Annotated in this window: 33 protein-coding genes and 1 tRNA gene; 16 read left to right on the forward strand and 18 right to left on the reverse strand. The window is 64.1% G+C overall.

Annotated features, from left to right (window positions below; all coding sequences use genetic code 11):
* Positions 1-38: 38 nt before the first annotated feature.
* On the reverse strand, positions 39-815 hold the full coding sequence (locus tag NKH04_RS10220) for a hypothetical protein (protein ID WP_352539911.1): 777 nt from the start codon (positions 813-815) through the stop codon (positions 39-41).
* 8 nt (positions 816-823) lie between these two features.
* Positions 824-2536 carry an urease subunit alpha gene (ureC, locus tag NKH04_RS10225; RefSeq protein ID WP_502903569.1) on the reverse strand — a complete coding sequence of 571 codons (1713 nt, stop codon included), beginning with the start codon at positions 2534-2536 and terminating at the stop codon, positions 824-826.
* A gap of 179 nt (positions 2537-2715) precedes the next feature.
* Here ureC and NKH04_RS10230 point away from each other — a divergent pair, with 179 nt between their 5' ends.
* Entirely contained in the window at positions 2716-3099 is a 384-nt protein-coding gene (locus tag NKH04_RS10230; RefSeq protein ID WP_352709122.1) for a hypothetical protein, read from the forward strand.
* 126 nt (positions 3100-3225) lie between these two features.
* A complete protein-coding gene (locus NKH04_RS10235; RefSeq protein ID WP_023677007.1) occupies positions 3226-3720 on the forward strand; it encodes a hypothetical protein in 495 nt (164 codons plus the stop codon).
* A gap of 26 nt (positions 3721-3746) precedes the next feature.
* On the opposite strand, the gene NKH04_RS10240 is transcribed toward NKH04_RS10235, so the two are convergent.
* Genes NKH04_RS10240 through NKH04_RS10260 form a run of 5 tightly spaced genes read right to left on the reverse strand, consistent with a single transcriptional unit; the run spans position 3747 to position 6138 of the window.
* Entirely contained in the window at positions 3747-4052 is a 306-nt protein-coding gene (locus NKH04_RS10240; RefSeq protein ID WP_023677008.1) for an urease subunit beta, read from the reverse strand.
* Positions 4053-4059: 7 nt separating this feature from the next.
* On the reverse strand, positions 4060-4653 hold the full coding sequence (locus NKH04_RS10245; protein WP_352615150.1) for a HupE/UreJ family protein: 594 nt from the start codon (positions 4651-4653) through the stop codon (positions 4060-4062).
* Positions 4654-4688: 35 nt separating this feature from the next.
* Positions 4689-4946, reverse strand: a complete 258-nt coding sequence (locus tag NKH04_RS10250) for a DUF1272 domain-containing protein (RefSeq protein WP_352492190.1) — start codon at positions 4944-4946, stop codon at positions 4689-4691.
* 18 nt (positions 4947-4964) lie between these two features.
* Positions 4965-5267 carry an urease subunit gamma gene (locus NKH04_RS10255; protein WP_023677011.1) on the reverse strand — a complete coding sequence of 101 codons (303 nt, stop codon included), beginning with the start codon at positions 5265-5267 and terminating at the stop codon, positions 4965-4967.
* Between the two features lie 28 nt (positions 5268-5295).
* Positions 5296-6138 (reverse strand): urease accessory protein UreD, encoded by an 843-nt coding sequence (locus tag NKH04_RS10260; RefSeq protein WP_353044304.1) that lies wholly within the window; start codon positions 6136-6138, stop codon positions 5296-5298.
* Positions 6139-6340: 202 nt separating this feature from the next.
* On the opposite strand from NKH04_RS10260, the gene NKH04_RS10265 reads away from it, so the two are divergent.
* The 3 genes from NKH04_RS10265 to NKH04_RS10275 all read left to right on the forward strand — a co-directional run bounded on the left by NKH04_RS10265 (position 6341) and on the right by NKH04_RS10275 (position 8649).
* Positions 6341-6595, forward strand: coding sequence for an acyl carrier protein (locus tag NKH04_RS10265; RefSeq protein WP_353044305.1), 255 nt, complete (start codon positions 6341-6343; stop codon positions 6593-6595).
* A gap of 4 nt (positions 6596-6599) precedes the next feature.
* Positions 6600-7808 (forward strand): beta-ketoacyl-[acyl-carrier-protein] synthase family protein, encoded by a 1209-nt coding sequence (locus NKH04_RS10270; protein WP_352682345.1) that lies wholly within the window; start codon positions 6600-6602, stop codon positions 7806-7808.
* A 136-nt stretch (positions 7809-7944) separates the two neighbouring features.
* Positions 7945-8649 carry a glutathione S-transferase family protein gene (locus NKH04_RS10275; RefSeq protein ID WP_352615099.1) on the forward strand — a complete coding sequence of 235 codons (705 nt, stop codon included), beginning with the start codon at positions 7945-7947 and terminating at the stop codon, positions 8647-8649.
* A 21-nt stretch (positions 8650-8670) separates the two neighbouring features.
* On the opposite strand, the gene NKH04_RS10280 is transcribed toward NKH04_RS10275, so the two are convergent.
* The gene (locus NKH04_RS10280; protein ID WP_302893450.1) at positions 8671-8799 is read right to left on the reverse strand and encodes a hypothetical protein; all 129 of its coding nucleotides are present in this window, start codon (positions 8797-8799) and stop codon (positions 8671-8673) included.
* Here NKH04_RS10280 and NKH04_RS10285 point away from each other — a divergent pair.
* A complete protein-coding gene (locus NKH04_RS10285) occupies positions 8792-9073 on the forward strand; it encodes a hypothetical protein (RefSeq protein WP_352501144.1) in 282 nt (93 codons plus the stop codon). The two genes, NKH04_RS10280 and NKH04_RS10285, sit on opposite strands and share 8 nt — an antisense overlap.
* Before the next feature lie 43 nt (positions 9074-9116).
* Here NKH04_RS10285 and NKH04_RS10290 read toward each other — a convergent pair whose 3' ends face one another.
* Positions 9117-9737, reverse strand: a complete 621-nt coding sequence (locus NKH04_RS10290) for a nucleoside triphosphate hydrolase (RefSeq protein ID WP_352474754.1) — start codon at positions 9735-9737, stop codon at positions 9117-9119.
* A 76-nt stretch (positions 9738-9813) separates the two neighbouring features.
* Entirely contained in the window at positions 9814-10920 is a 1107-nt protein-coding gene (locus tag NKH04_RS10295; protein ID WP_353044306.1) for a hypothetical protein, read from the reverse strand.
* A gap of 247 nt (positions 10921-11167) precedes the next feature.
* On the opposite strand from NKH04_RS10295, the gene NKH04_RS10300 reads away from it, so the two are divergent.
* On the forward strand, positions 11168-12058 hold the full coding sequence (locus NKH04_RS10300) for a D-alanyl-D-alanine carboxypeptidase family protein (protein WP_352744800.1): 891 nt from the start codon (positions 11168-11170) through the stop codon (positions 12056-12058).
* A 33-nt stretch (positions 12059-12091) separates the two neighbouring features.
* Here the strand turns inward: NKH04_RS10300 and NKH04_RS10305 are convergent, their stop codons facing one another.
* Positions 12092-12898 carry an AraC family transcriptional regulator gene (locus NKH04_RS10305; protein ID WP_353044307.1) on the reverse strand — a complete coding sequence of 269 codons (807 nt, stop codon included), beginning with the start codon at positions 12896-12898 and terminating at the stop codon, positions 12092-12094.
* A gap of 202 nt (positions 12899-13100) precedes the next feature.
* On the opposite strand from NKH04_RS10305, the gene NKH04_RS10310 reads away from it, so the two are divergent.
* From NKH04_RS10310 to NKH04_RS10330, 5 genes are all read left to right on the forward strand, one after another.
* Entirely contained in the window at positions 13101-14021 is a 921-nt protein-coding gene (locus NKH04_RS10310) for a zinc-binding dehydrogenase (protein ID WP_352501145.1), read from the forward strand.
* Positions 14022-14184: 163 nt separating this feature from the next.
* Positions 14185-14261: transfer RNA gene (locus tag NKH04_RS10315), tRNA-Arg, on the forward strand.
* Positions 14262-14518: 257 nt separating this feature from the next.
* Positions 14519-15508, forward strand: a complete 990-nt coding sequence (locus tag NKH04_RS10320; RefSeq protein WP_353044308.1) for a DUF2332 domain-containing protein — start codon at positions 14519-14521, stop codon at positions 15506-15508.
* A 274-nt stretch (positions 15509-15782) separates the two neighbouring features.
* Positions 15783-15992, forward strand: coding sequence for a hypothetical protein (locus NKH04_RS10325; protein ID WP_353044309.1), 210 nt, complete (start codon positions 15783-15785; stop codon positions 15990-15992).
* A 38-nt stretch (positions 15993-16030) separates the two neighbouring features.
* The gene (locus NKH04_RS10330; protein WP_023677026.1) at positions 16031-16264 is read left to right on the forward strand and encodes a hypothetical protein; all 234 of its coding nucleotides are present in this window, start codon (positions 16031-16033) and stop codon (positions 16262-16264) included.
* Between the two features lie 106 nt (positions 16265-16370).
* Here the strand turns inward: NKH04_RS10330 and NKH04_RS10335 are convergent, their stop codons facing one another.
* From NKH04_RS10335 to NKH04_RS10345, 3 genes are all read right to left on the reverse strand, one after another.
* Complete coding sequence (locus tag NKH04_RS10335; RefSeq protein ID WP_353044340.1) at positions 16371-16685, reverse strand: hypothetical protein; 315 nt, start codon at positions 16683-16685, stop codon at positions 16371-16373.
* A 73-nt stretch (positions 16686-16758) separates the two neighbouring features.
* A complete protein-coding gene (locus NKH04_RS10340; protein WP_353044310.1) occupies positions 16759-18057 on the reverse strand; it encodes a cytochrome P450 in 1299 nt (432 codons plus the stop codon).
* Positions 18058-18107: 50 nt separating this feature from the next.
* Positions 18108-18635 (reverse strand): metallophosphoesterase, encoded by a 528-nt coding sequence (locus NKH04_RS10345; RefSeq protein ID WP_352617723.1) that lies wholly within the window; start codon positions 18633-18635, stop codon positions 18108-18110.
* 268 nt (positions 18636-18903) lie between these two features.
* Between NKH04_RS10345 and NKH04_RS10350 the strand changes: the two genes are divergently transcribed.
* A complete protein-coding gene (locus tag NKH04_RS10350; protein ID WP_352539898.1) occupies positions 18904-19233 on the forward strand; it encodes a hypothetical protein in 330 nt (109 codons plus the stop codon).
* 94 nt (positions 19234-19327) lie between these two features.
* Positions 19328-19876 (forward strand): DNA-3-methyladenine glycosylase, encoded by a 549-nt coding sequence (locus tag NKH04_RS10355; RefSeq protein WP_352539897.1) that lies wholly within the window; start codon positions 19328-19330, stop codon positions 19874-19876.
* A 33-nt stretch (positions 19877-19909) separates the two neighbouring features.
* Here NKH04_RS10355 and NKH04_RS10360 read toward each other — a convergent pair whose 3' ends face one another.
* Positions 19910-20206, reverse strand: a complete 297-nt coding sequence (locus NKH04_RS10360) for a DUF3606 domain-containing protein (protein WP_353044311.1) — start codon at positions 20204-20206, stop codon at positions 19910-19912.
* 149 nt (positions 20207-20355) lie between these two features.
* On the opposite strand from NKH04_RS10360, the gene NKH04_RS10365 reads away from it, so the two are divergent.
* Both NKH04_RS10365 and NKH04_RS10370 read left to right on the forward strand, forming a co-directional pair.
* A complete protein-coding gene (locus tag NKH04_RS10365; RefSeq protein ID WP_352539895.1) occupies positions 20356-20874 on the forward strand; it encodes an EF-hand domain-containing protein in 519 nt (172 codons plus the stop codon).
* Between the two features lie 170 nt (positions 20875-21044).
* Positions 21045-21386 carry an antibiotic biosynthesis monooxygenase family protein gene (locus NKH04_RS10370; RefSeq protein WP_352539894.1) on the forward strand — a complete coding sequence of 114 codons (342 nt, stop codon included), beginning with the start codon at positions 21045-21047 and terminating at the stop codon, positions 21384-21386.
* 26 nt (positions 21387-21412) lie between these two features.
* On the opposite strand, the gene NKH04_RS10375 is transcribed toward NKH04_RS10370, so the two are convergent.
* From NKH04_RS10375 to NKH04_RS10385, 3 genes are read right to left on the reverse strand one after another with little or no spacing between them, the layout of a single operon-like run.
* Positions 21413-22246: an SMP-30/gluconolactonase/LRE family protein gene (locus NKH04_RS10375; protein WP_352979629.1), complete on the reverse strand. Its 834-nt coding sequence runs from the start codon at positions 22244-22246 to the stop codon at positions 21413-21415.
* Positions 22247-22257: 11 nt separating this feature from the next.
* Complete coding sequence (locus NKH04_RS10380; RefSeq protein ID WP_352899321.1) at positions 22258-24033, reverse strand: CoA-transferase; 1776 nt, start codon at positions 24031-24033, stop codon at positions 22258-22260.
* The gene (locus tag NKH04_RS10385) at positions 24030-24812 is read right to left on the reverse strand and encodes an enoyl-CoA hydratase/isomerase family protein (RefSeq protein WP_353044312.1); all 783 of its coding nucleotides are present in this window, start codon (positions 24810-24812) and stop codon (positions 24030-24032) included. The genes NKH04_RS10380 and NKH04_RS10385 overlap by 4 nt, the downstream gene beginning before the upstream one ends.
* Between the last annotated feature and the right edge of the window lies 1 nt (position 24813).

Genomic DNA, 24813 nt, shown 5'->3' on the forward strand with positions numbered 1-24813 from the left:
GACCTGCCGTTCGAATCTTGAGTCCGTTGAGACCTTGGCTATTGGTGCGCCGCAAGCAGATCGGATGAAATGGATGGCGTCTGCGCCAGATACTTCGTTGCCTTGCGAAAATAGGCCAACGGCCCGGAATCCAGATACTCGCGCGCGTCCTGTATTCCCTGACCGCGCGCCTGGATGAACAGCGCCAGCGCAAAGGCGCGTTCCGCTGGCGACAGATAGCCTTGTCGCTCGAAGGACCAGCCTTGCGTGCCGGTGGCGGTGTCGCGGTACTGAGTGAAACTCGCCGCAGTGTTGGAATTGAAGATACCAAAGCCGAAGAAGGTGACCGCGAGATCGGTTGCGAACTCCTCCATCTCGGTGCCGCCCGGCGGTTCTTCAGGCACCGAGAACAGCAATGGATGACAAATCTCATGCGCGAACGTCGCAATGAGCTTCATGGGCTTGGGAACGATCGCCGGATTGTAGGTGATTGTCATGGCACCGCCCCGGGACACGGAGAAGGTCCCGGCAGGCTCCCGCGGCGCGTCCTGAAGGACCTGAAGCGGTCCCAAAACCGGGTCGATTGAATCTTCCTGTGGCACGAGATTGAAGCGGGCCGCATCGATGCCAAAATATGCCGCCACCTGCCCGAAATAGTGCGATGCAGCGGCGTGCCCCTGTTCTTCAGAGGGGGTGAAAAATGCTCGTGTTGGCAAGATCAGCGAACGTTTGCGCAGCGCGGCTGCCCCGCCGAAATGCCTGAGCAGCCAACCCCAGCAATCGAGCTGCCACTCCTCGTCGTCGGCGTCCAGCGGGGAGCTTGTGCGCCAGAACACGCATCACCTCAAAACAAAAAGTACCTTTGCGCCATCGGTAGCACGGTTGCTGGCTCGCAGGTCAAGAGTGCGCCGTCGGCGCGGACCTCATAGGTTTCCGGGTCGACCTCGACATGCGGCGTGGCGTCATTGAGCACCATCGAATGCTTGCCGATGCCGCCGCGGGTGTTCTCGACCGCGACCATCTGCTTGTCGATGCCGAGCCTGTCGCGCAGGCCGGTGTCGAGCGCGGCCTTGGAGACGAACGTCACCGACGAATTGGTCATCGCCTTGCCGTAGGCCCCGAACATCGGCCGATAGTGCATCGGCTGCGGCGTCGGGATCGAGGCGTTGGGATCGCCCATCGGGGCGGCGGCGATCATGCCGCCGATCAGCACCATGTCCGGCTTGACGCCGAAAAAGGCCGGATTCCACAGCACGAGGTCGGCGCGTTTTCCCACTGCCACCGAGCCGATGTCCCTCGACAGGCCATGCGCGATGGCCGGATTGATGGTGTATTTGGCGATGTAGCGGCGGACGCGGAAATTGTCGTTGTCGCCGGTCTCCTGCGGCAATGAACCGCGCTGGCGCTTCATCTTGTCGGCGGTCTGCCAGCAGCGGATCGCCACTTCGCCGACACGGCCCATGGCCTGGCTGTCCGACGAGATGATCGAGAAGGCGCCGATGTCGTGCAGAATGTCTTCGGCGGCGATGGTTTCCTTGCGGATGCGGCTTTCGGCAAAGGCGATATCTTCGGGGATCGACGGCGACAGATGGTGACAGACCATCAGCATGTCGAGGTGTTCGGCCAGCGTGTTGATCGTGTAGGGGCGGGTCGGGTTGGTCGAGGACGGAATGACGTTAGGCAGGCCGCAGACCTTGATGATATCAGGCGCGTGGCCGCCGCCGGCGCCTTCGGTGTGGAAGGCATGGATGGTGCGGCCCTTGATCGCCGCGACCGTGTTTTCGACGAAGCCGGACTCGTTCAGCGTGTCGGTGTGGATCATCACCTGCACGTCGTAATCGTCGGCGACCGACAGGCAGCAGTCGATTGCAGCCGGCGTCGTGCCCCAGTCCTCGTGCAACTTCAGCGAGCAGGCGCCGGCGAGCACCATCTCCTCGAGCGCGGCAGGCAGGGACGCGTTGCCCTTGCCCGACAGGCCGATATTCATCGGGAAGGCGTCGAAAGACTGGATCATGCGCGCCAGATGCCACGGCCCAGGCGTGCAGGTGGTGGCCAGCGTGCCGTGCGCCGGGCCGGTGCCGCCGCCGAGCATGGTGGTGATGCCCGACATCAGCGCTTCCTCGATCTGCTGCGGGCAGATGAAGTGGATATGCGCGTCGAAGCCGCCGGCGGTCAGGATCTTGCCCTCGCCGGCGATGATCTCGGTGCCGGGACCGATGATGATGGTGACGCCGCCTTGGGTATCCGGATTGCCGGCCTTGCCGATCGCGGCGATACGGCCGTCCCTGAGGCCGATATCTGCCTTGACGATACCGGCGGTGGCATCGACGACCAACGCATTGGTGATGACGGTGTCGACCGCGCCTTGCGCGCGCGACACCTGGCTCTGGCCCATGCCGTCGCGGATGACCTTGCCGCCGCCGAACTTCACCTCCTCGCCGTAAAGAGTGAGATCCCTTTCGACCTCGATGAACAGCTCGGTGTCGGCGAGCCGGATCTTGTCGCCGACGGTCGGGCCGTACATCTGCGCATAGGCGGCGCGGGTGATTTTAGCCATCAGCAATTGCTCCCGAAATACAGCCCGAAAATACCACTTGTCGAAGCCGGGCCCCACATTGCCGCCATCCTATGGTCACGCAATGACCCGCTGAGCGACACTTTCCGATCCCATTTAGCGTTTGAGGTGGCCGGGCCACCCCAAAACCACAATTTGCCAATCGATGGAAAGGAACATCCATGCGCAAAACGACCCTTCTGGCAGCCGCCGCCACGCTGGTGCTCGCAACCGCCGCCAGCGCCCAGCAACAGCCCGCGCAGCAGCCCAGTCCGGCGCCGGCCGCGCCTGCTCCTGCCACGCCCGGGGCGCAGCCGCAGGCGCCCACCATCCACGCGATCAACGTCGTCGATATCAAGGATCTGCCCGCGGACACTCAAGCCAAGGTCAACGAGGTCATCGCCAAGCGCAGCGATGCCGACCTGCAGAAACTGCGCGGCTCGATCGACGCGACACCGCAGGTCAAATCCGCGCTCGAAGCCAAGGGGCTCACCTCGGCGCAGGTGATCGCCGCCAGCATGAGCACCAATGGCGCGCTGACGCTGATCACCAAGAAAGCGAGCTGACGAGACGAGGCGGCGGGCCGGCGCCCGGCCAGCCCGCCGCGTCGCAAAGGGAACCTTCACGGGGGACGTTGCGTTTCGGTCCTGTCGCCCTGACACGAGCCTCGAAAAGGACCCTGAGAACGAGCGATGGCGATCACCACCTTCTCCGACACCAGATGGCTGCATGGGATTGCCGCGACCGCGTTTCTGGCAGCCAGCATTCCGCACGCCGCGCTGAACGCGCAGAGCCTCGACAGCGCCGAGACCGTCAACCGGATCGTCGGCTCGGAGGTCGGCCAGGAAGAGACCCAGACAAATGCGGAAGCCGGCAAGGTCAGTTCGGCGATCGACCGCACGCGTGAAAACATCGCCGCCGTGCGCAAGACATCCAAGCTCGACAAGGTCGATATCGTGTTTCTTACCGATGCCGCGCGCACCGAAGGCGGCCCGCCGCCGGCGATCGAAAACAAGGTCAGGCAACATCGGGACGACATCGCCGAGCTGCGCAAGGAGATCGAGGCGAACGCATTGCTGTTCAACGCCATCGATTCGCGGCGAGTGCAAACCGAGGACGTTCTGGCGGTGGAATTCGACGATCCGGGAAAGGTCGTCATCTATGCGGCGGCCAAGCCGCCCGGCTGAGCCGAAACTGCTCGACGCCTTCGATCTCACAGCGCGCCCATGATCTTCTGCTGAAATCCGTAGACCTCGCGCTTGCCGCCGAACGGCACCAGGGTAACGTCGCGCTCTTGGCCGGGCTCGAAACGCATGGCGGTGCCGGCAGCGATGTCGAGGCGCATGCCGCGGGCCTTGTCGCGATCGAATCTCAGTCCCTCATTGGTCTCGAAGAAATGATAATGGCTGCCTACCTGGATCGGCCGGTCGCCGCTGTTGGCTACCTTCAAGGTGACCGTCGCCAGACCCTTGTTCAGTTCGATCTCGCCGCTTGCCGTGATGATTTCGCCGGGGATCATCGCGGCCTCACACGACGCCGAAAGCGAGGCCGGCGCCAATCGCGGCACAAGCGGCGCCAGCGGCGCGGGCAAGCCCGCGGAAGCGCCAGCCGAGGCCGAGACCGGCCGCGATGCCGACGGCGTGGAGCAGTGCCGTGGCAACGGCAAAGCCCGCCATATAGCCGAGTCCGCCGGCATTCTCAGGCACCTCGGTGCCATGGGCATAGCCGTGGAACAGCGCGAACAGGCCGATGACGGCGACGCCGGCCGAGACAGGAAGATCGACGGCGAGCGCAACCAGCAGCCCGAGTGCCACGACGGACGCCAGTATCGCCGGCTCGACGAAAGGCATCGGCACATGCAGCATGCCAAGCACGCCGCCGGCCAGCATGACGCTTACGAAGGCCAGCGGCCATGCCCAGATCGCTTTGTCGCCCTTGAGCGCGGCCCATAGCCCGACGGCAATCATCGCCGTCATGTGATCGAGGCCGGAGAGCGGGTGGGAGAAGCCGGCGGTGAAGGACCAAACCGTGCCGACGCCGACATGGGCATAGGCTGGCATTGCTGCCGCCAGCAACAGGACCGCCGACAGCGTTGAGCGTTTCATCGTAGCGGGGATCATCGGCGTGCCTTCCATCTTTGAGATCATCATCCCTCTCACGCTGCCTTGCGGGCCGGACCGCAGCCCTCTGCCTTGAGGACGCGCTTGGTGGAGGCCGGATATTTCTTCAGCAGCGCTGCCGGACGGATCGGGCGGGCCGAGAAGTTGCCGCCGCAATTCGGACAGGCGCCGCCGAGCACGTTTTGTGCGCAGTCGGCGCAGAAGGTGCATTCGAAGGTGCAGATCACCGCATCCGTCGCGTCGGGCGGCAGATCCTTGTCGCAGCACTCGCAGTTGGGACGCAGCTCAAGCATTTCCTCTCCTTGGCGGTGTTATCTGATCGGCTCGTGCACGGTCACCAGCTTGGTGCCGTCTGGAAACGTCGCCTCGACCTGCACATCGTGGATCATTTCGGCAATGCCTTCCATCACCTGGGCCCGGGTGACGACATGGGCGCCGGCCTCCATCAGCTCGGCGACCGCGCGGCCGTCGCGGGCACCCTCGACGACGAAATCGGTGATCAGCGCGATCGCTTCCGGATGATTGAGCTTGACGCCGCGTTCGAGCCGCTTGCGGGCCACGATCGCCGCCATGGCGATCAGCAGCTTGTCTTTCTCCCTCGGCGTCAGATTCATGCTTTTTCCTGCGGTGGCACAATCGAAATCAGAGTGACCATAATTTGGGCAGGCCCGCCCGTCCGTTGAGCAATTCGACAAGCGGCACCAGCCGCTTGCGGAGCCGGTAGCCGTCCTCAGCGAACAGCCTCGCAAGAAGCTTGCCAGATTTCCGCACGCTCCAGAAACTGACGCCGCCCTGGCCGCCGACTATGCCCCGGGTCGGCTCGAGCAAAGCCTCTGCCCGTGGCGACACCATCAGCAGCGTCGCCACGGCGACGGCACTGCCGGCCGCTGCGGGACGGTTCAAGGTGGCCGCAATGTCCGGCCCGATGCGGAACTCCTCTGCATGGACCAGCGCCCCGTCCTGGCGGACGCGCCAGCGGTCGTGGAAATGGCCTTGCGAAGCCCGTTCACCCATGGCCAGGCGGCCGAAGACGGTAGCCTCCAGGATCAGCGCCTCGGCTCCGCTGGCAAGCTCCACGTCAAGGCTGCGGGCAAAGGCCGAGCGGTCGAAGACAATGGTTTCCTGTGGCAGCCAGGCAATGTGGCCGTCTTCCCCGACAGTCAGCTGCACCCTCACTTCGGCGCGGTCGGACGCGGCGCGATAGATTTTCTCGCAGGCCTGCGTTGTTATGGTTGCGGAGGCGCCGGCACCGACATCGACCTCCCAGGCGAGACGGTCGCCACCGGTCAGCCCACCGGCGGTGTTGATCAGGACGGCTTCGAGCGGATCGGCCGAGACCGCCGGCATGCGGATCTTGGCCGAACCGTCCTGGTACAGACGCCGAAGACGCGTGCGGCCCCCGTTCCAGTCGCAGCCAAGCCGCGCGACGCCGGCAACACGCTGGGCCGCCGGCACTGAAGTCAAGCTATATGCGATCGTATCCACGACGCCAACGTTAAGCACTGCGGCGGCTTTGTCGATATATAGCTTGTTGCTTGACAGCGTTTCGGTTTCTATAGAGGGAGCCACCTTGGTACGGTCACCGGCGCCTGGCGGGGGTAAAAGGCGACGATGACGACGTAATCGAGGACAAAAGGGGCGCTGATCAGTTGGCGTCGGGAAACGACAGAGTTGGGGAAGAAACCGAATGGCTGACCAGCTGGCAAACGATATCATCGCCAAGATCAAGGCTCATGCCGACCCGGGCGGCGAGGAAATCACCACCAGTACCGAACTGACCGCCCTTGGCATCCATTCGCTGGAACTGACGGAGATCATCTTCGATCTCGAGGAAGAGTACGGCATCGAAATCGAGATGAACACTGTCGATGCCTGGAGCAATCTGAAGAATGTCGGCGACATGGTCGAGGCGGTTCGCGCGCTGATCGCGAAAAAAGCCTGACTGAATGCACAAGCGCGTCGTCATCACGGGCATCGGCGGATTATGCGGGCTCGGCACCAACGCACCGGCAATCTGGAATGAAATGCGCGCCGGCCGTTCGGCAATCGGCGCGATCGACAATCCGCTGCTGCATGATCTGAAGGTCAAGGTCGGCTGCGAAATCAAGGCGCTTCCCGAGCACGGCATCGACCGCAAGCAGGTCGTGTCGATGGACCGCTTCAGCCTTCTGGCGACGATCGCCGCGCGGGAGGCGGCACAGCAGGCGGGATTGAACCCGCACGCGGCCAACACCTACCGGATGGGCACCATCGTCGGCGTCGGCGTCTGCGGCTGGGAGGCAATCGAAGAGAACTATCGCGCCATCCTGCTCGAAGGCAAGAACCGCGCCGGCATCTTCACCGTCCCGAAAGTAATGCCGGGCGCTGCAGCCGGCCATGTCAGCATGAATCTTGGTCTGCGCGGGCCGGTGTTCGGCATCACCTCTGCCTGCTCGTCATCCAACCACGCCATTGCCTCGGCGGTCGATCAGATCAGGCTCGGCCGGGCCGACGTCATGGTCGCCGGCGGCACCGATGCGCCGCTGGTCTGGGGCATCCTCAAGGGCTGGGAGGCCCTGCGGGTACTGTCGCCGGACACCTGCCGGCCGTTTTCGGGCGACCGCCAGGGGCTCGTGCTCGGCGAAGGCGCCGGCATGGTGGTGCTGGAAACATATGAGCATGCCATGGCGCGCGGCGCCGCCATCCTTGCCGAAATCGCCGGCGTCGGCCTTTCCGCCGACGCCTCCGATATCGTCGCGCCAACCATCGAAGGGCCTGAGGCGGCGATGCGCTTCTGCCTCGTCGATGCCGGGCTCAATCCCGAGGACGTCGACTATCTCAACGCGCATGGCACCGGCACCAAGGCCAACGATCAGATCGAGACGGCGGCGATCAAACGCGTGTTCGGCGGCCATGCCTACAAGCTTTCGGTGTCCTCGACCAAATCGATGCACGCCCACTGCCTCGGCGCCTCCGGCGCGCTGGAAATGATCGCCTGCGTGATGGCGATCCGCGAAGGCATCGTGCCGCCGACCGCCAATTATCGGGAAGCCGACGCCGACTGCGATCTCGACATCACGCCGAACGTGGCGCGCGAACGCACTGTGCGCACCGCGATCAGCAACAGCTTCGCCTTCGGCGGCACCAATGCGGTGCTGGCGGTAAAGGCCGTGTGACCGCACCCCTTGCGGGTCCTTCACCGGGGCCGGCGAAACTTTCCATGCGCATATTGATCGCGCCAGGCGTCGCGCCTAACTCTCTGCGACCCGCCATGACCGTGCCGCTCGGCGCGGTCCCCTACCAGGAGTTTCGATGACCGATCTGTCCGCGTTTCCGATTGCCAGGCGCTGGCCGGCGAGCCACCCCGACCGCATCCAGCTTTATTCGTTTCCGACGCCGAACGGGGTGAAGATATCGATCGCGCTGGAGGAACTTGGCCTGCCTTACGAGCCGCATGCCGTCGATATCGGCAAGAACGAGAGCTGGACCCCGGAATTCCTGTCTTTGAACCCGAACGGCAAGATACCGGCGATGATCGATCCGGACGGCCCGGGCGGCAAGCCGATCGGCTTGTTCGAATCCGGTGCCATCCTGCTTTACCTCAGCGACAAGACCGGCCAGCTGGTCCCGGCAGACGCGACGCTGCGTTATGAGACGATCCAGTGGGTGTTCTTCCAGATGGCTTCGATCGGGCCGATGTTCGGCCAAGTCGGATTCTTCCACAAATTCGCTGGGCGCGAAATCGCCGACAAGCGCCCGCTGGAACGTTATCGCGACGAGTCGCGACGGCTGATCGGCGTCCTCGAAACGAGGCTCAAGGGCCGCAACTGGATCATGGGCGACGATTACACGATCGCCGATATTTCGATGCTTGGGTGGGTGCGCAATCTGATCGGCTTCTACGAGGCGCGGGAACTCGTCGGTTTCGACGATTTCCCCAGCGTGGGCGCATGGCTGGAGCGTGGCCTCGCCCGACCGGCGGTGCAGAGGGGCCTCACCATTCCGGCCAGAAGCTGATCTTACGTCGATTCCGCTCGGCTATTTTGCCTTGGTCCGGGGCTTTGAGCCGCCCTTGCCGACTACGGAAGCAGCAAGCGACGCCGCACCTTTGGCGGTGGCAAGCACGGCACCGGCGGCGACATTGGCCGTTGCTTTAACAGTGCGCATTGCGCTGCCTGCGATCGATCCTCTGCTGCTTGCCGATCTTTTGGGCTTGGGTGCAGCGGCTTTGGCCGCGGCAGGCATCACCTTTTTCGGCGCCGCCTTGCCAAAGCTGGGCTTTGCCGCATCCTTGGAGCGGGCCGCTGCTGCCGGGCCGGCGCTGGTTTTCACTCGAGTGGCTTTTGATCGTGTTGCCCTGCCCTTGGCGGGCGCAGGCTTTTTTGCCATGGTTTCCATCGAACCGTTCCCTCATGCGGCACAATTGCCGTGTTCGGGATAACGGCCTGAAAGTGTTAAGGTTCCGGCCCAATAGTCCTTACAGATCAGGCCTGTTCACCGACCACCAGGTCAGCGGGCCGCCGACGAGCAAGCACGCGATCAATGTTCGGCATGTCGTTGGAAGCAATCCAGGCGCGCGCGTCCTCGTCGGAGCGGCCGTGCTCGTGCCATCGCTCCAGCAGTCGGCGCTCGAGCTCGGCGCGCGGCACATCGACGAAGATCGAGAAGTCGAACAGCGGCGCCAGCCGCGTCCAAGGTTCTTCGTCGAGCAGCAGATAATTGCCTTCGACCAGGATGAATTTGGCGTCGGCGGCGATGATCGCAGCGGCGGCGCGCGACAGCTCCATGCTGCGGTCGAAGACCGGGATGGCGATATCCGGCTCGCCGGCGCGGATGCGCTTCAGCAGCGCTTCGAAGCCGGCAAAATCAAAGGTTTCCGGAGCACCTTTTCGCGCGCGAAGGCCGCGTCGATCGAGAACGACGTCATCGTAATGGAAGCCATCCATCGGCACGACTTCCGCCGTGCCTTCCGGCAGCAGGTCGTGCAAGCCTGTCGACAATGTCGACTTGCCGGCGCCGGGCGGACCGGCAATGGCAACGATGAAGCGCGGTGCCTTGCCGGCGCGTTTGAAAATGACAGCAGCGATGTGGGCGATTTCTGACATTGGCATCCATAAGATGGTCCTGGCGCATTTTGGCGGCAGTTTTTGAAAATTTCAAACGCCGGCTTGTGCCAAGCCTTCAATCGGGCCTGGATTGGCCGATCCGCAGGAAATCGCGGTCGAAGCCGATGTCGCGCACGGCACCGTCAGCCGCCAGGATGCGCATGCGGCCCGGCGAGGTCGTGACGTCGTGCGGCGGCTCGCCGGATGGCCATGGCAGTGCGCCGATGACATGGCGGAACGAAAAGCGGCGCCCTTCGGAAAGGGCAAAGGCGGTCGCCACGCCTTCGCGCTTCAGCCAATTGTCGCCGAGCGATGCGGCGTGGCCGACGGCCGTGCGGCCGTCCTCGATGCCGAGCACGCCGCGGTGGCGGCCACTCCATGGCGCATAATCGCGCCCGCCATTGCTGACCCACAGCATGGTGACCGGCAGTTCGGCCGGGTTCTTCAGCACCAGCACGAGATCGGCTTCCGCCTGGCGCGCCAGCGCCGTCCAGCCCGGTCCGCCATGGTCGGCTTCGACCAGCGTGACGAAGTCCTCACGCAGCTGGTCCATGCGATAGGTGGTCAGGTCAATCGTGCCGCCGTCGGCAGCGGGAAAGCGCGTCAGGTCGGCGGTTCGCGCCGGGTAGGCGAGCAACGAGCGGCCGCGGGCCGGATCGGGCTCCGGCGCCTCACTCGGCGTTGCGGCAAGGCGCTTCGGCGAGAACGCTAGCCTGCCGCCGGCCGTCATCACCGTCATCGGGTGGTGGGCGACGGGAATGGCGCCGGCGCCGCCGGAAAAGACGTGCTCCTGATAGAGAAAGGGATGATCGTCGCGCAAGGTCAGGATCTTGTCGACGCTTGCGCCCATGACCGGGCGCTGCAGGCGGAAGACGGCGCGCCAGCCGTCGGCCGTTGCCGCGCTGTCGACGACGTCCCAGCGGCTATTTGCCGGCCAGCCATGCAAAGGTGCCGCTTCGACGTCGCTGATCGAGAACGGCGCGCAGAGGAAATCGCCGGACAGGTGGACCGTCCCTTCAGGCAGGTCTTTCGGCAGCATCTGGCGCGGCTCGCCGACCCAGGGTGCGCGATGCAGCGGCTTCAGCCGGCGGCCATCGATATCGACCGTCATGTCGGCGAGATGGCCGACGGCAAGATCGACCGATACCGAAATGCCCTTCGCCGTGATCGTGACCGTATCCATGTGCACCTACCGATTCAGCCCGATTCTGCCAGCCCGATTCTGGCGGCCCGATTCTGTCGGCGCCAGCAAAGCCCACTCGCCGCCGGTTGCGCAAGCGCGGTGGCCGGCAATTCACATCAGGCGGCGCCACGTCGGCCTGTGGACAGGGCACCGTTCGAGGGCCAGACCGATATTAACCAAATGGACTGTGCCTTTGCGTTAAGATAGCTTCGCCTCGTCTCAGAAACTGCCTGCCTTCGGAACTGACTTGTCCGCCTTCCGGTTCTTTTCGTCCATCCACAAATGCGTCGCTGTGCTGGCGCTGCTGCTGTTTGCTGCCGGCTGCACGACTGTCACGCCGCCCGACAGCGTGCTGGCGGTACCGGCGCCGCCGCAGAAATATGCCGCCATGGTCATCGATGCCGGCACCGGCAAGACGCTGTTCGAGGTCAACTCGACGGCGCCGCGCTATCCGGCGTCGCTGACCAAGATGATGACGCTCTACCTCCTGTTCGAGGCGCTGGACCAGGGCCGCATCAGCAAGGAGACGCAAATTCCGGTGTCGGACAACGCCGCCCGGCAGCCGCCGACCAAGCTGCGGTTCAGGCGCGGCGAGACCATCGACGTCGATTCGGCGATCCGCGCCATCATCGTCAAATCGGCCAATGACGTGGCGGTCGCCGTTGCCGAATATCTCGGCGGCAGCGAAGAGGCGTTCGCCGGCATGATGACCGCCAAGGCGCGCCAGATCGGCATGAGCAGCACCGTGTTCCGCAACGCCTCGGGCCTGCCGGACGGCGACCAGCACACGAGCGCGCGCGACATGGCGGTGCTCGGCATGGCGCTGCACGCCCGCTTCCCGCAGCATTTCCACTATTTCTCTGAAAGCGACTTCATGTTCCGCGGCAGGCTGGTGCGCGGCCACAATGACATGCTCGGCCGGGTGCGCGGGGTCGACGGCATCAAGACCGGCTACATCAGGGCTTCGGGCTTCAACATCGTCACCTCCTATAATGCGGACGGGCACAGGCTGATCATCGTGGTGATGGGCGCCGACAGCGCGCGCCAGCGCAACGACCACGTCGAGGCGCTGATCCAGCGCAGCCTGTTGCCGACCTCCGAGGCAAAGACGCGGCTGCTGTATGCCGAGGAGCAGTGATAGTTGAAGTCCGAGTGTTGACCGCGTGCGGGTTCAGGCGACAAACGCAGAGCCGCCGTTTTGCGCGACACTGCTGAGATACTTTGCCGGCGGCTTGCCAAGCGCTTTCTTGAACATGGTGATGAAGGCGGTGACCGATTCGTAACCGAGATCGGCCGAAACCTGCTGCACGCTGGCGCCGGAGGCCAGCTCGCGCATTGCGACGATCAGGTGCAGTTGCTGGCGCCAGCGCCCGAAGGTCAGCCCTGTCTCCTTCACCACGAGACGTGCGAGACTGCTCTCGCTGAGCGCGACGCGACTGGCCCATTCCGCCAGGGTGCTGCGATCGGCAGGATCTTGCGCCAACGCCGCCGCGATGCGCCTCAAGCGCGGCTCGGACGAGATCGGCAAATGCAGCTGCTGGACAGGCATGCGCGGCAGTTCGGTGAGCAGAGCCCTGGTCAGGAGCTCGCCCCTCGCGTCATCGTCCTCAACGCGATCCGTCAGCTCTATGATGAGCTCGCGCAGCAACGGCGTGATCGAAAGCGTGCAGCACCGGTCCGGCAGGTCGGCAACTCCCGGTTCGATATAGACGAAGAAAATCCGGGCATTGGCGGTCGCGATATTGCTGTGCTCCATGTCGCCGGGAATCCACACCGCGCAATGCGGCGGCACCATCCACAGACCGCTGGGGACGCGACATGTGACGCCGCCGCCCAGCGCGAAGACGAGTTGCCCCTTGCGGTGGTGGTGGTCCGGCACCTCCGCCCCGGTTTCGGTAACGTCAACGCGCACGGCGATTGCCGGGGCGAGGACGTCATCCGGATCGAAAGGCCAGGGGTAGCGGAGCGGCTGTCTCACATTGACTGTTTTTAGCGATCGACTGCCAAGATATCTAAATTACTCAAACAGGAAAGTCGATAGTTTAGGGATGAGTAACTCAGAAGCCGACAGGCGGACTTCCATTTAGTCATGCCCTGCTTGCGTTCTGAACGTCGGACCAACAAGCCCGGCGCACGAAAACAGGCTGGCGTCCGCCACGCAGCAAGAAGGGACGATACCAATGCTCGCCTTGGTCACATCTTCCGACAGCGCCACCGGGTTGCGGCTCGCCGAGCTTGGTGAGCCCGAGCCCGCCCCGCATGAGGCGCTGGTCTCGGTCCGGGCAGTCTCGCTGAACCGCGGCGAACTGCGCTTGCTCAACATCCGTCCGAACGGCTGGGTGCCTGGCCAGGACGTCGCCGGAATTGTCGAGCGCGCCGCGGCCGACGGCTCCGGGCCGGCCGTCGGCGCCCGGGTTGCGGCTCTGGTCGACGAGGCCGGGTGGGCCGAACGGGTCGCCGTTCCGACCGACCACCTCGCCGTCCTGCCGGACGACGTCAGCTTCGTCTCCGCCGCCACTGTTCCGGTCGCGGGCACGACCGCGCTGCGGACCCTGCGCCTCGGCGGCGACCTGGCCGGCCAGCGGGTCCTGATTACCGGCGCAAGCGGCGCGGTCGGCCGTTTCCAGATCCAGATCGCCCGCCAGCAGGGCGCGTCGGTGGTGGCGGTCGCCGCTGAACGGCATGCCGACGATCTCCGCGGCCTCGGAGCCGAGCGGGTCGTCGAAACGATCGAGCTGACCGAAGGACTGTTCTCGCTGATTACCGAATCGGTGGGCGGCGATAGCCTCGCCCACGCGATCGAACGGATCGCGCCCGGCGGGACCGTCGTCATGTTCGGCTCGAGCCGCGGCGAACTCACGCCCATCGGCTTCCGCCAGTTCGTTCCGGGGCACGAAGGTGCGCGGCTGCAGACCTTCGCCTACTACGCTTCTGGTCCGGAGGTAGGCGCCGACATCGCCTCGCTGCTCGCGCCGATCGCAGCCGGCCGGCTCGAAACGCGGGTGGTCCTCACCGTGCCGTGGCGGGACGTCGGTCAAGCCCTCGACGCGCTGCGGCAGCGCAGCATCAGCGGCAAGGCGGTGCTTACCGTGACCGAATGAGCAGGCGGTGGCGGCGGACGGGACGGTGTCTGTCTCCCCCGGGCTGCTACGGCAGTTTGAGCCCGCTGGCGATTGCCCGTTGAAGCCGGCGCCTGCTTCCGCTAAGAAGCCGTGGCTGGCCGGTTTACCGGCTGGTTCGTTTTTGGGATCACCGATCCTGAAAGCACCCGTAGCTCAGCTGGATAGAGCGCTGCCCTCCGAAGGCAGAGGTCACAGGTTCGAATCCTGTCGGGTGCGCCAAATCTCAAATTGTCCAACCCGGAGACATGGGTTGCGGTTTATACCGGAGACATGGTGGACCGCATCCCTGGGTGAGACACCAATTAGGGACAGTTCCCCAGATTTTGGATTGCGTACGACCTCATAACGCAACGGTTAAGTAGGCGACCGCGGCAAGTCCGCTGGGGTCAAGCCTGTGTAAAAACGCCGTGGCCTGGTCCAATCAGATCCGTGGATCGTGTATTGTGATGGGACGTCGGGACCGAGGATCAGCGGATATGGACGAGGAGGGCTTGGCCGAGATCTCAGCCCGATATATTCGCTTCGCCGATACGGAAGCTCGCGGTCGCTCGCCGCTCTACGAGGAGTTGGCTCGGGCAGTCGCTGGGGATCGGGAGGCGCTCGGTTTCCTGTCGACTCTTCCGGACCTAAAGCGGCAACCGAACCTTCTACTTGCAGCGGTGCGTCACTTGTTCGGCACGCCAACAGGGTGGACCGAGCTTCGCCAGGCGCTTCAGGCTAATCCCGACGCTATCCGCTCGCTCATGCTCGAGCGCTCAACGCAAACCAACGAGCCGGGAAGATGCGCCACCCTGCTCCCCGTCCTGGCGCGTTTGCCGCAGCCGCTGGCCCTCATCGAGGTCGGGACCTCCGCAGGGCTCTGCCTCATGCCCGACCTCTACGGCTATGACTACGGACGCAAGGTGATCCGCGCACCTGCAATGGCCTTGGAGCCGCCTGTCTTCCGATGCCTCGCTAGCGAAACAACGCCATTGCCGACGGCCTTGCCGCAAGTCGTCTGGCGGGCTGGATTGGACCTGAGCCCGATAGATGCTTCGGACGACTCGCAAGTCGCATGGCTTGAGACACTGGTCTGGCCGGAACAGACAGCACGGCTTGCCAATCTGCGGGCGGCCCTAAAGATCGCTGCCACAGTCAAGCCTCGGGTGGTGAAGGGCGACCTGCGCGGGAGCGACCTCGTGCAACTCTGCAACGAAGCGCCAAACGACGCTACACTCGTCATCTTTCACACAGCCGTCCTCGACTATGTCTCCGACCTTGGTGACAGAGAAGCTTTCGCCGAGCAGGCGATGCGTCTCTCGCCTTATTGGGTATCGAACGAGTCCCCTCGCGTCTTCCCGTCCATCGCCACACGCGCCGGAACAAGCTGGCCGCCTGGCCGCTTCCTCCTATCTGCGAACGGCTCCCCTGTAGCTTGGACTGACCCGCATGGCGCCTCGCTCGAATGGATCGCGGACGAGGCGTAGGCTATAGGTCGTGGATTGCCGTCCTTGGCCAGAGACGCCATCAGTTCTCAGTTTCATCAATGCTCGTCTGCCACTGCTTGCGTCTTGAATTCGCGGCAAGCGCCCTTCGGACTTGCTACCGGGCGGTTGAACCCAGGAACAGCGCGTTGGGCGCGCGAAGACCGCATCCGCAGTCGGGAACCACAGCTATCGGCAAGCCGTTTACGCTGCAAACCCGCCTGTCGATCCTCAGAGCCGGGCGAGTTCTCCGAGATCCACAAATTGGAGATTGATCATGACTAGCGCTGCCGACCGCGATCCGCGCCACCACACGCAGAAAATGCAGAAAAAGTTGGAGGAGGTGAAGCAGCACCTTCGCGAGGACATCGAGAAGGTCGATGAGCCGCAGCTGAAGGCGATGTTCGAGACGTCCGCCGAGGTGATCGGCGGTCTCCAGAAGGCGTTCCAGGACTATAAACAGAAGAATGAACCCGCTTGGCGTTAAACGGCTTCTTCGCGGGTAGGTTTCAAAGGAGCGCCCCCGTGCCTGCACCACCTGAAATGGATGTCGTCCTCGAAAAGCTGCCTTTGAGGATCGGCGCGTATATCCCCGACGACTTGCTGGAGGACTGGTTTGCGCCGGGAACCGGCATGAACCCGGTCAGCAAGGAGGCGCTTGCCACCGCCAAGAACTACGGCTGGCGCTTCGAATGCGAGTTCAAGCACTACCCCGAACGCAAGGAAGGCGTGTTCTGGAAGTGGGTGCCGGCGATCTGACCGGCGCTGGACGGTTCATCGTTCCGCGGAAACGCAGAACCTGTCTATCTTATTGTTTGACGCAAATACCGGACGGAAAACCGCTTCACACTTTTCCTGGAATTGCTCAGCCTCCGCCTATCGGCGTCATCACCTTGCCGGTTCCGCCGCATTCGGGGCAGGTGCGGCCGTCGATCATGCCTGACCCTGCACAGCGGCGGCAAATATTCTCGCCAGCGCCTGGAGTGCCTGCGGGGACTTCGTCCGTGTTGGTCTGAGCGGCTTGCCGGGGGTTGCCCTGCAGCTTGTTTCTCAGCCGGGCGACCCAGCCTTCGTCGACCTCGAGCGGCCTGCTGCTGTCGTCCGGCAGGCCTTCGCTGGATTGGCCGATGGTTTCATTGCGCGGCCGGTCGTTCGCGCCTGTCGTGATCTTCTGAGCCATTGCGTTTGCCTTTACGCCTTGCAATTTTCGAACGCCTCAGCTCCGCAGAGGTTCCGGTTGGACCGGCAGCCTTTCAGCCGGGTTTTCGCCGCACATTATCTATCCTGAACCCGGATTTCGGCCGCGCCGGCATGCGGGCAAGCGAGACGGTCATATCCTGATCAGGCACCTGGTAGGCCATCGACCGCGTCAGCAGGCGAACCGCTTCCGTGATCAGCGCGACGGTGACGGCTTCTCCGGGGCAGCGATGGGTAGTCGCCGGATCTCCGCCGCCATGCGGGATGAAGTCGAAGCCGTGGGTTTTCCAGCTCAAGCCGCGCTCCGGGATAAATCGGTCCGGCTCCACAAACAGGCGCGGATCATGGTTGGTGCCGTGCAGGTCGAGCAGGACCCAGTCGCCTTGGTGGAAACGGTAGCCCTTCCATTCGAAGGGGTGGCGGGCGCGGCCGCCGATGAACGGGAAGAACGGGTAGAGCCGGCGAATCTCCTCGGCGAAGGCTTCCAGCCCGTCGTCATCGCCGGCGGCGAACTTGTCATACCATTGGCGGTGCTGGTGAAGCGCCAGCGCCGCAAACATGATGAAGCGGCCGATGGCGACAACCGGCCGGATGATGTTGATGATCTCGACCGCAGCACTGGCAAGATCGAGCGGCTTTCCCTTGGCATCGACATGTTCGCTGACCAGGCGGACCGGGCTGTTTGCCGGCAAATCAAGCGCGCCGCTTCGGACGCGCCGTACAAGCTCGCCGATAGTGCGTTCGGTCCGGCGTCGCCGCCACAGCGCCAGCATGGTCGACGGCCCAATGCCGCCGGCGTTCTCGACCATGCCGCTGAGCTCGCGGCAGAGTTCGGCGCGATCCTTGTCGGCGGGGATGCCGGCCCAAGCCGCTGCCGCCTGGGTCAGGACGAGGTTTACGGCGTCGAACAGGACGATCTCGTCACGCCGCTGCCAGTCTTCCAGCTGGTCGAGCCAGGCGCGACGGAAGGTTGCGCGGAGCCGCTCGATCTGGTCACCATCCAACAGGATCGACAGGAAAAGCGCCTTGCGGTGGCGGTGAGCGGCGCCGTCGAGCGCCTGGACGCTGCCCTTGTCCTGCAGCAGACGCAGCGTGGTCTGCGGCATCGCACCAATTCGGGTGAAGTGGTCGCCGCCATAAAACATCTCGGCAGCCTCGGCACCACGGACACAGATTGCCGGCCGCAGCATCAGGCGCGTCGCAAAGATGTCGGTGTTCATGCGCCGGCAGCGGGCCGAAATGAAGTCATAGCCCTCGCGCAGCAGGGCCAAGGTGCTGTCGAACGCGGCATCGCGCGGGATGGGCTTTGCGACACGCTTGCCCCCGTCGGCATCGATCAGTTCACGTCTGTTCATGGCGTGCTCCCTGGCGTTGAAATTCCTCGACGCACGGCCGGCACTTTCGATCACTCGACTTTTTGACGGCTTTGCCGCGCCGCCCTTCGGCCGCGGCCGGCAAGGATGGTGGTCAACGTGACCGGACGAAAATCCCAGCTGTCGACGCCGACGTCATACTGGCGCGTGACCGGGGTCAGCCGGCCGTGGGAATGGCCATGCAGGTCGATCGATTTCCTGCCGATCTGGTTCCAGGTGCGAAAAGGGTAGTGACAAAGGATCAGCAGGCTGCCGTCGAGCGCCAGCTCCTTGTAGTGCTGCGTGCTCGCCCAACCTGTGGCCTCAATGGTGGCCGCAGCATCGTTGTTGCCGATGATCAAATGCTTGCTGCCATGAAGAGACGCCAGCAGCGACGACACGAACGCGGCCGATCCCCTGGCAAAATCGCCGAGATGCCAGACCTCGTCGTCCGGCCCGACAGTCTCGTTCCAGAACGCAATGAGCGACCGGTCATGTTCCGCCAGCGAGCCGAACGGGCGGCGGTCGATGCGCAAAATGCGCGGGTCGCTGAAATGCGTGTCGGCGGTGAAGTAGATCATGCGAATTCGCTGGAGCCGGTTATCGAACTGCCGCATGTAGGCGCGTGGCTCACCAAGTCCATCTTGCTCTCCCCGATGCTTGCTCAACCCGCTCGATCGCCGGTTGTTCCTGTAAGCAGGCTTAGGCGGTTTCCGCTCGTTGGCACTTTGAAAAGGGGGGAACTTTGAAACGGGGGAACTTTGAACCGGGGAATTTTGAAACGGGGGAACTTTGAAATGAGACGCAGGTTAGAATGCTTGAGGCCGATGCTCTGAAAGGACCTCGACGATGACCGACGCAGCACCTCTTGGGCGAAGCCCGGCTCAAGCGCGGGGCGATATCGACGCCGGGCGCGAAGGGGACAAGACCCCGGGCATCGATCCGGCTGCGGCTCCCATGGAGACCGACGCGGAATCAGCCGGCAACGCTCCGCCGAAGAGCCCTGCCGCGCGCCATGAAACGGCGAAGTTTACCAACCAGGCGAGCTATGCCAATGCGATGCGCCCGCTGACGGATGAGCCCGACGTCCAACCGAGCAGATATTGGCCGGTGCTGGTGATTGCCGCCATCGTCGTGCTGGCCGCGGCGGTTTTCATCGGCGCAGCCATGCTGCGCTGAATACCTTCATCCGAGAGCTGTGGCTGGACATTTCGTGTCCGGTCCGGGAACTTGCTGACGCGCCAGGTCCAGGCGCGATCGAGTCTGCCGCACAATGACCACGACCCATCGTTTCTTTGCCCGTGACGCCACCACCGTGGCGCGCGACATGATTGGCGCCTCGCTGCTCTTGCACGGCGTTGGCGGCATCATCGTCGAGACCGAGGCCTATCGCCCGGATGACCCGGCTTCGCATGCGTTCGGTGGCAGGACGGTGCGCAACGGCGCAATGTTCGGCGCCCCAGGCAGCGCGTATGTCTATCGCTCCTATGGCCTGCATTGGTGCCTCAATGCCGTGTGCCTGCCCGGCAGTGCCGTGCTTGTCCGCGCAATCGAACCGCAATCCGGGCTGGAGGTGATGCGGGCCAATCGCGGCGTTGACGATCCCCGGCTGCTTTGTTCGGGACCGGGTCGCCTTTGCCAGGCGCTGGCAATCGACAAATCCCATGACGGGCTGCCGCTGGACGTGCCGCCATTCGAATTCAGGCAGCCGGGCGACGCCAGCGCCGTTCTGACAGGCCGCCGGATCGGCATTTCCAAGGCTGTCGATGCAGAGTGGCGGTTCGGCCTGCGCGGCTCGGACTATTTGAGCCGCAAGTTCTGACGCCCGCGGCAGCGGCAGAGCAGTTGCCTGGCATCACTCGTCGGGTTTGCCGAGATGCATGGGTGTCGCCTGCTGGCGGGCTTCCCTGGTCACCTCGTCGGCTCCGGCAGGTGAAATCCCTCGCAATGCCTTCGCAGCTACGGTCAGGCGCCCGCGATCATTGCCGAAGCTCTTGATCAGCTGGCGGACCTGATCGGCGGTGATGCCGTTCTGTTGGGCAAAATACTCGACTTCACGGTCGTCTTCCGTAGAAACGCGGTCGCGCTCGCGGAAATCTCGCTTGCTCTTATCGTCGGCCATTTTTTCCTCCTGGTGGAGCGTCGCATCCATCCATGGCAACGTGGACAACGAGCTTTCGTTGCCGCGATCGGGCGGACTTTTCCGCCGTTGTGCCGACTGCCCAGGAACCATGAGGCGAGCAGCCGGTTTGGCTTGGATGCAGACATATTCGGCCACAATTCATACCGATGGAGAATACGATGACGCTCGCAAGCAAAACCACTGTAATTGTCGCGGCGCTGGCCATGTTGGCCGCGCCGGCATTCGGCCAGACGAGCCCACCTGCGCCCGCCGCGCCGGCACCGGATCGTGGCGCCGAACCGTCGCCCGGAGTGATCGGGCAGAGCCAGGATGCCATGCGCGATATGATGCGCCAGATGATGACTGAGATGCTGGAGGAGAGAATGCAGGAAGATCGCGCGCCCTGGACAGAACGGCGAGGTCCCGACCGCTGGCATCGCGACTACAGGATGGGCCCGCCTGAGCGAGGGTGGGAGATGGGAGGGCGCGGCGGCATTCCACGCGGGATGCATGGCGCGAAGATGCGAATGATGTTCGCCATAGTAGATGCGGACGGCGATGGCGCGCTTTCTCAGAGCGAAGTCCAGGATTTCGTCGGGCGAATATTCAACGCCGTCGATGAGGACGGTGACGGCAGCGTCGACATGCAGGAAATCCGGTCCTTCTTCCACGGAGGCGGCGCCGAGGATCAGGAGTAAGTCTCCTACCGGTCGGCAGGAGGCCTGTCTGGGGCAGCGCGAGCTCGTCGGCCGGGGAGGATAAAAAGTCGCCGGCAACTGGATACCAGGCTGCCAGCCGGGGAGATGCGTTCCTTGGCTGGCCTTGCCGAACGCCGCGGACCAATCAGACCAGCAGGAATTCATTGGCCATGACAGAGAAAGCTACAGAGAAATCCCCGACCATCGCTCGTATCTGGCGCGGCAGAACCGTGCCTGAAAAGGCGGATGCCTATGAGAGTTACAATTACGAGGCCGGCATCAAGCCGCTGATCGAGAAGGCCCTGGGCGTTCAGACCTTTCGCGAGGACACGACGACCCATTCGGAATTCGTGACGATCTCCTATTGGGAAAACGTCGAGGCGATGGCGGCGCTCACCGGCGGCGATCCGACAAAAATCCACCATCTCGAGCGGGACGAAGAGTTCCTGATCGAGCTGCCGTCGCGGGTGCAGGTGTTGCGCATCCGATCGAGTCACGGGCGGCTGGGATAGGGCAGCGCCGCCCGGTTCGGCCCGATCTAGGAAATCGCCGTCAAGTCGATTTCGGTGATGTGCCAGCGGCCGAGATTTGCGGTGTAGAGCTTGTCGCCCTTGAAGGCAATGTTGGTTGGGTGGGCGAGCGTCGTTGCCGCCGGATCCTCGATCAGCACCTCGAGCCCGCTATCCTTTCGCCAGCGATAGATACGGCTGGGCTCGTAGCATGAGATGAACAGCGACCCGTCCGGCGCCAAGGCGACGCCATCGGGAACGTTGCTCACGCCGTCCACGACGAGTTGGCGAGGTCCTGCCGTGCCGTCGGCACGGATTGGCACATAGCTGAGGCAGGCCGCATGGCTTTCCACGACGTAAAGCCCATCGCCACCCGGCGCCATCGCCATGCCGTTGGCGAAGGCCATGGTCTCGCTGCACCACAGGCCGCCTTCGCCGGTCTTCAAATCGTAGCGAAAAATGCCGGAGCGGTTGTCTTCGCCGAGGCTGTCCGACACGTAGAGCCAGCCGCGTGTCTCGTCGACGATCGGATAGTTCGGCACGCGGATGCCGGCCGAGGCGAAGCGCTGCATACCAGCCGTCGCGGCATCCCAGTGAAAGATCGCCGAATGTCTCAAATCGCATGCAAAACAGTTTCCCGCGCTATCGAAGGCGATGCCGAGCAGAAAGCCCTCCGTACCGCCCATGCGTTCGACCGAGCCGCCATCGGCGGCCAAGCGCAGCAGGTCGCCGGTTTCGGTGCCGCACCAGATCGAGCCGTCGCGATGGATGGCCACGCCTTCCGGATGGGCGATGCGCGGGCTGGTGAAGATGCCATCGAAGAAGACCCTCGCGGCCGACATTTCGAGCAACGGCTTTGCCATGCGCACCCCCTTCAATCCGGTGCAGTATGCGACCGCTGTGCGGCGATGCAGCGCTCGACCATCCGCCGGTCGGTGGCCAGGATCTCGGCGATCAGGGCGCTGCGCTCCCTGGCGCTGACGAATTCGAGGCGCCGCAGGCCGAGCGGGTCGATGCGGTTTCGCAGGATGTCGAGCGTCTCGTTTGAGGGTAGCGCAACTTCGCGGCAATCGGCATCGAATGTCAGGGCAAAGCCGGTGGCATCCTGGAGCTGCTGGCGCGTCACGCACGGCATGGTCTCGATGACGGCCAATTGCCGGCTCTCCCCGTCGAGCCGAAACACGCAAAGGTCGGTGAACACCAATGCCGCGCCGGTCCGATAGCCCATCGGCTCGCGTTCGGCCTCAGTCAACAGGCCGCGCGCCGAGCTGGCAATCTCGACCGTCTCGACCAGCGACTGCACGGAATGGCGGGGGACGTAGAGCAGATAATCGCGATGCATGTTGGCGACGTCGGCCATGCCGCCTTGCCCGGGCAGCCGGATAAGGCTGCCGTCACACTTGCGCAGCGCAATGGTGTTGACGCGCCCACGGCGGTCGACCTGCGCGGCACCGACGATCTCATGCGTCACCGCGCCGGCCTGATAGTAGGTCGAATAGGTGTCGTCGCCGCCGGCATGCGCCACCGCCGTTTCGCAATCGAGGCTTTCGATCAGCGACAGGATCATCCGGCTCGGTGCTATGTCGAGATGGCCGCAACTCATGGTGGCGATGATCATGTCCGGCGCGTGCGTCGCTTTGGCCAGCCGGTAGGCGACATTGGCGAGCGGCGACACCGCGCCGGCACTGGCAAAGCTCTCATTGTCGAGCTCAGCGGCGATGCGGGCGGCGATGATCTCGTCGATGGACGCCTCCTTGTTGCCGTGCACGAGCCTGGGCATTGCGAGGACTGTTTCAGCGCCGACTTTTGCAGCGTCTTGAACCCGCTCCGGCACGCCTTCCGAAGGCATGCTCAGGCTGTCCGACAAAGGTATTTCCTTGGCCGCGAACGCCTCCGCTAACGCTTGATAGTCCGTCACATAGAATGGCAGGCAGGAGGCGGGATAGGCGCCGCCTGGTGCCAGCGCGATCGCCGACACCTGGTTGCGGGTCAAAATGCTCTGCCGACCATCATGCCGCAGCCCTCCGACCGGGACGATCTCCTCGACCGTCACCAGCACCTCGCGCGCCGCGCCGGCCATGGCGAAATCGAGCGCTCGTGGTCCGATGATCTGGACATTGCCGCTCTCGTCGGCACGCTGGGCATGGACGACGAACGTATCGAGCCGCAAGGCCGGGATGATCCCGGTCGTGGCTCCCACGATCGGATCGGGCACGGCGATCGCACCCGGCACGCGCGCCAGCATGTCCGAACCCTCCGGAAGCTGAAACGGCATCGACGGCAGGTTCTGCTGCCCCGCCCGCAGCGCCTGGATCATGGCCAGCGCCGTCCAGTCGCGGACCGGCACGGCATTGGTCTCGGCAGCCGCGCGGAAGCGCGGCGGTAAGCCAAAAATATCGAGGCTGGAAAAGCAGATATCAACCTCCGCCACGGCATTCGCTTCGAGAAGCAGTTCGAGCGGCAGGCCGCCGGCCCAGCAGACATAGCGAAGATCCTTGACGCCCAAGCGGGCGATGGCCCGCAACAAGGCGATCGGCAGCCGGGCAAAATGATGGCCACCGACACCGAAGACGTCGCCGCCGCCGACCATCGCGGCCAGGCCCTCGACATCGGTGAAGCGCGGCCGGTTTTGCTTGACCAGGGATGTCATTGCCCAGCCTTCGGCCGCGCGGCGCTTTTTTCGGCGAACGCCTTCACCCGCTGCTGGCCGGTCTCGCTACGATAAAGCCCGCCCAGTACGTCGCGCTCCATGGCAAGGCCTTCCGCCAAGTCGCCCGACACGGCGTGCGCCGTCAGCGCCTTCAATGCCTCGATCGCGGCAGCCGGTTCGGCGGCTATCATGCCGGCGAGTTCCAGCGCCCGCGGCATCAGCTTTTCGGCGTCGACGACCTCGTTGACCAGCCCGGCGGCGAGCTCGGAAGCCGGCACGATGGCGCCGGTCATCAGCAAAAGGTTGGCGCGGTTGCGGCCGAGCTTCTGGACGCTGCGCTGGGTGCCGCCGCCGCCGGGGACCAGCCCGAGCTTGATCTCGGGCAGGCCGAGCTTCGCGAACTGGTTGGCGATGACGATGTCGCAGCACAGCACCAGCTCCATGCCGCCGCCGAGCGCAAAGCCGTTGACCGCGGCGATGACCGGCTTGCGGTTGTTCTCGACCGCCGCATACATGCGCGTGCCGGCGGCCTGGAAGGCGTCGAACTCGATAGCTGTCTGGGCAGCGTATTCCTTGATGTCGGCGCCGGCCATGAAGCCGCGCCCCTCGCCGGTCACCACGATCGCGCCGACGCCGTCATCCTGCGACAGCGCCTCGAAAACCTCGGTGATCTCGCTTTGCATCAGCCGGTCCATGGCGTTGAGCTGATCGGCGCGCCGGAAGGTGACGACTGCGACGCGCCCGGATATTTCCAAGCTGAGTGTCTGGTAAACGCTCATC

This window comes from Mesorhizobium sp. M1365 (assembly GCF_040317865.1).
Classification (GTDB): domain Bacteria; phylum Pseudomonadota; class Alphaproteobacteria; order Rhizobiales; family Rhizobiaceae; genus Mesorhizobium.

Coding starts and splice junctions, on each gene's coding strand:
- NKH04_RS10350 (WP_352539898.1), top strand. CDS start 18,904: ATGACCGACGCAGCACCTCTTGGGCGAAGCCCGGCTCAAGCGCGGGGC.
- NKH04_RS10385 (WP_353044312.1), bottom strand. CDS start 24,812: ATGAGCGTTTACCAGACACTCAGCTTGGAAATATCCGGGCGCGTCGCA.
- NKH04_RS10275 (WP_352615099.1), top strand. CDS start 7,945: ATGACCGATCTGTCCGCGTTTCCGATTGCCAGGCGCTGGCCGGCGAGC.
- NKH04_RS10250 (WP_352492190.1), bottom strand. CDS start 4,946: ATGCTTGAGCTGCGTCCCAACTGCGAGTGCTGCGACAAGGATCTGCCG.
- NKH04_RS10270 (WP_352682345.1), top strand. CDS start 6,600: ATGCACAAGCGCGTCGTCATCACGGGCATCGGCGGATTATGCGGGCTC.
- NKH04_RS10355 (WP_352539897.1), top strand. CDS start 19,328: ATGACCACGACCCATCGTTTCTTTGCCCGTGACGCCACCACCGTGGCG.
- NKH04_RS10335 (WP_353044340.1), bottom strand. CDS start 16,685: ATGGCTCAGAAGATCACGACAGGCGCGAACGACCGGCCGCGCAATGAA.
- NKH04_RS10230 (WP_352709122.1), top strand. CDS start 2,716: ATGCGCAAAACGACCCTTCTGGCAGCCGCCGCCACGCTGGTGCTCGCA.
- NKH04_RS10280 (WP_302893450.1), bottom strand. CDS start 8,799: ATGCGCACTGTTAAAGCAACGGCCAATGTCGCCGCCGGTGCCGTGCTT.
- NKH04_RS10370 (WP_352539894.1), top strand. CDS start 21,045: ATGACAGAGAAAGCTACAGAGAAATCCCCGACCATCGCTCGTATCTGG.
- NKH04_RS10295 (WP_353044306.1), bottom strand. CDS start 10,920: ATGGATACGGTCACGATCACGGCGAAGGGCATTTCGGTATCGGTCGAT.
- NKH04_RS10245 (WP_352615150.1), bottom strand. CDS start 4,653: ATGATCCCCGCTACGATGAAACGCTCAACGCTGTCGGCGGTCCTGTTG.
- NKH04_RS10235 (WP_023677007.1), top strand. CDS start 3,226: ATGGCGATCACCACCTTCTCCGACACCAGATGGCTGCATGGGATTGCC.
- NKH04_RS10360 (WP_353044311.1), bottom strand. CDS start 20,206: ATGGATGCGACGCTCCACCAGGAGGAAAAAATGGCCGACGATAAGAGC.
- NKH04_RS10265 (WP_353044305.1), top strand. CDS start 6,341: ATGGCTGACCAGCTGGCAAACGATATCATCGCCAAGATCAAGGCTCAT.
- NKH04_RS10380 (WP_352899321.1), bottom strand. CDS start 24,033: ATGACATCCCTGGTCAAGCAAAACCGGCCGCGCTTCACCGATGTCGAG.
- NKH04_RS10290 (WP_352474754.1), bottom strand. CDS start 9,737: ATGTCAGAAATCGCCCACATCGCTGCTGTCATTTTCAAACGCGCCGGC.
- NKH04_RS10320 (WP_353044308.1), top strand. CDS start 14,519: ATGGACGAGGAGGGCTTGGCCGAGATCTCAGCCCGATATATTCGCTTC.
- NKH04_RS10325 (WP_353044309.1), top strand. CDS start 15,783: ATGACTAGCGCTGCCGACCGCGATCCGCGCCACCACACGCAGAAAATG.
- NKH04_RS10340 (WP_353044310.1), bottom strand. CDS start 18,057: ATGAACAGACGTGAACTGATCGATGCCGACGGGGGCAAGCGTGTCGCA.
- NKH04_RS10345 (WP_352617723.1), bottom strand. CDS start 18,635: ATGATCTACTTCACCGCCGACACGCATTTCAGCGACCCGCGCATTTTG.
- NKH04_RS10240 (WP_023677008.1), bottom strand. CDS start 4,052: ATGATCCCCGGCGAAATCATCACGGCAAGCGGCGAGATCGAACTGAAC.
- NKH04_RS10310 (WP_352501145.1), top strand. CDS start 13,101: ATGCTCGCCTTGGTCACATCTTCCGACAGCGCCACCGGGTTGCGGCTC.
- ureC (WP_502903569.1), bottom strand. CDS start 2,536: ATGGCTAAAATCACCCGCGCCGCCTATGCGCAGATGTACGGCCCGACC.
- NKH04_RS10365 (WP_352539895.1), top strand. CDS start 20,356: ATGACGCTCGCAAGCAAAACCACTGTAATTGTCGCGGCGCTGGCCATG.
- NKH04_RS10375 (WP_352979629.1), bottom strand. CDS start 22,246: ATGGCAAAGCCGTTGCTCGAAATGTCGGCCGCGAGGGTCTTCTTCGAT.
- NKH04_RS10255 (WP_023677011.1), bottom strand. CDS start 5,267: ATGAATCTGACGCCGAGGGAGAAAGACAAGCTGCTGATCGCCATGGCG.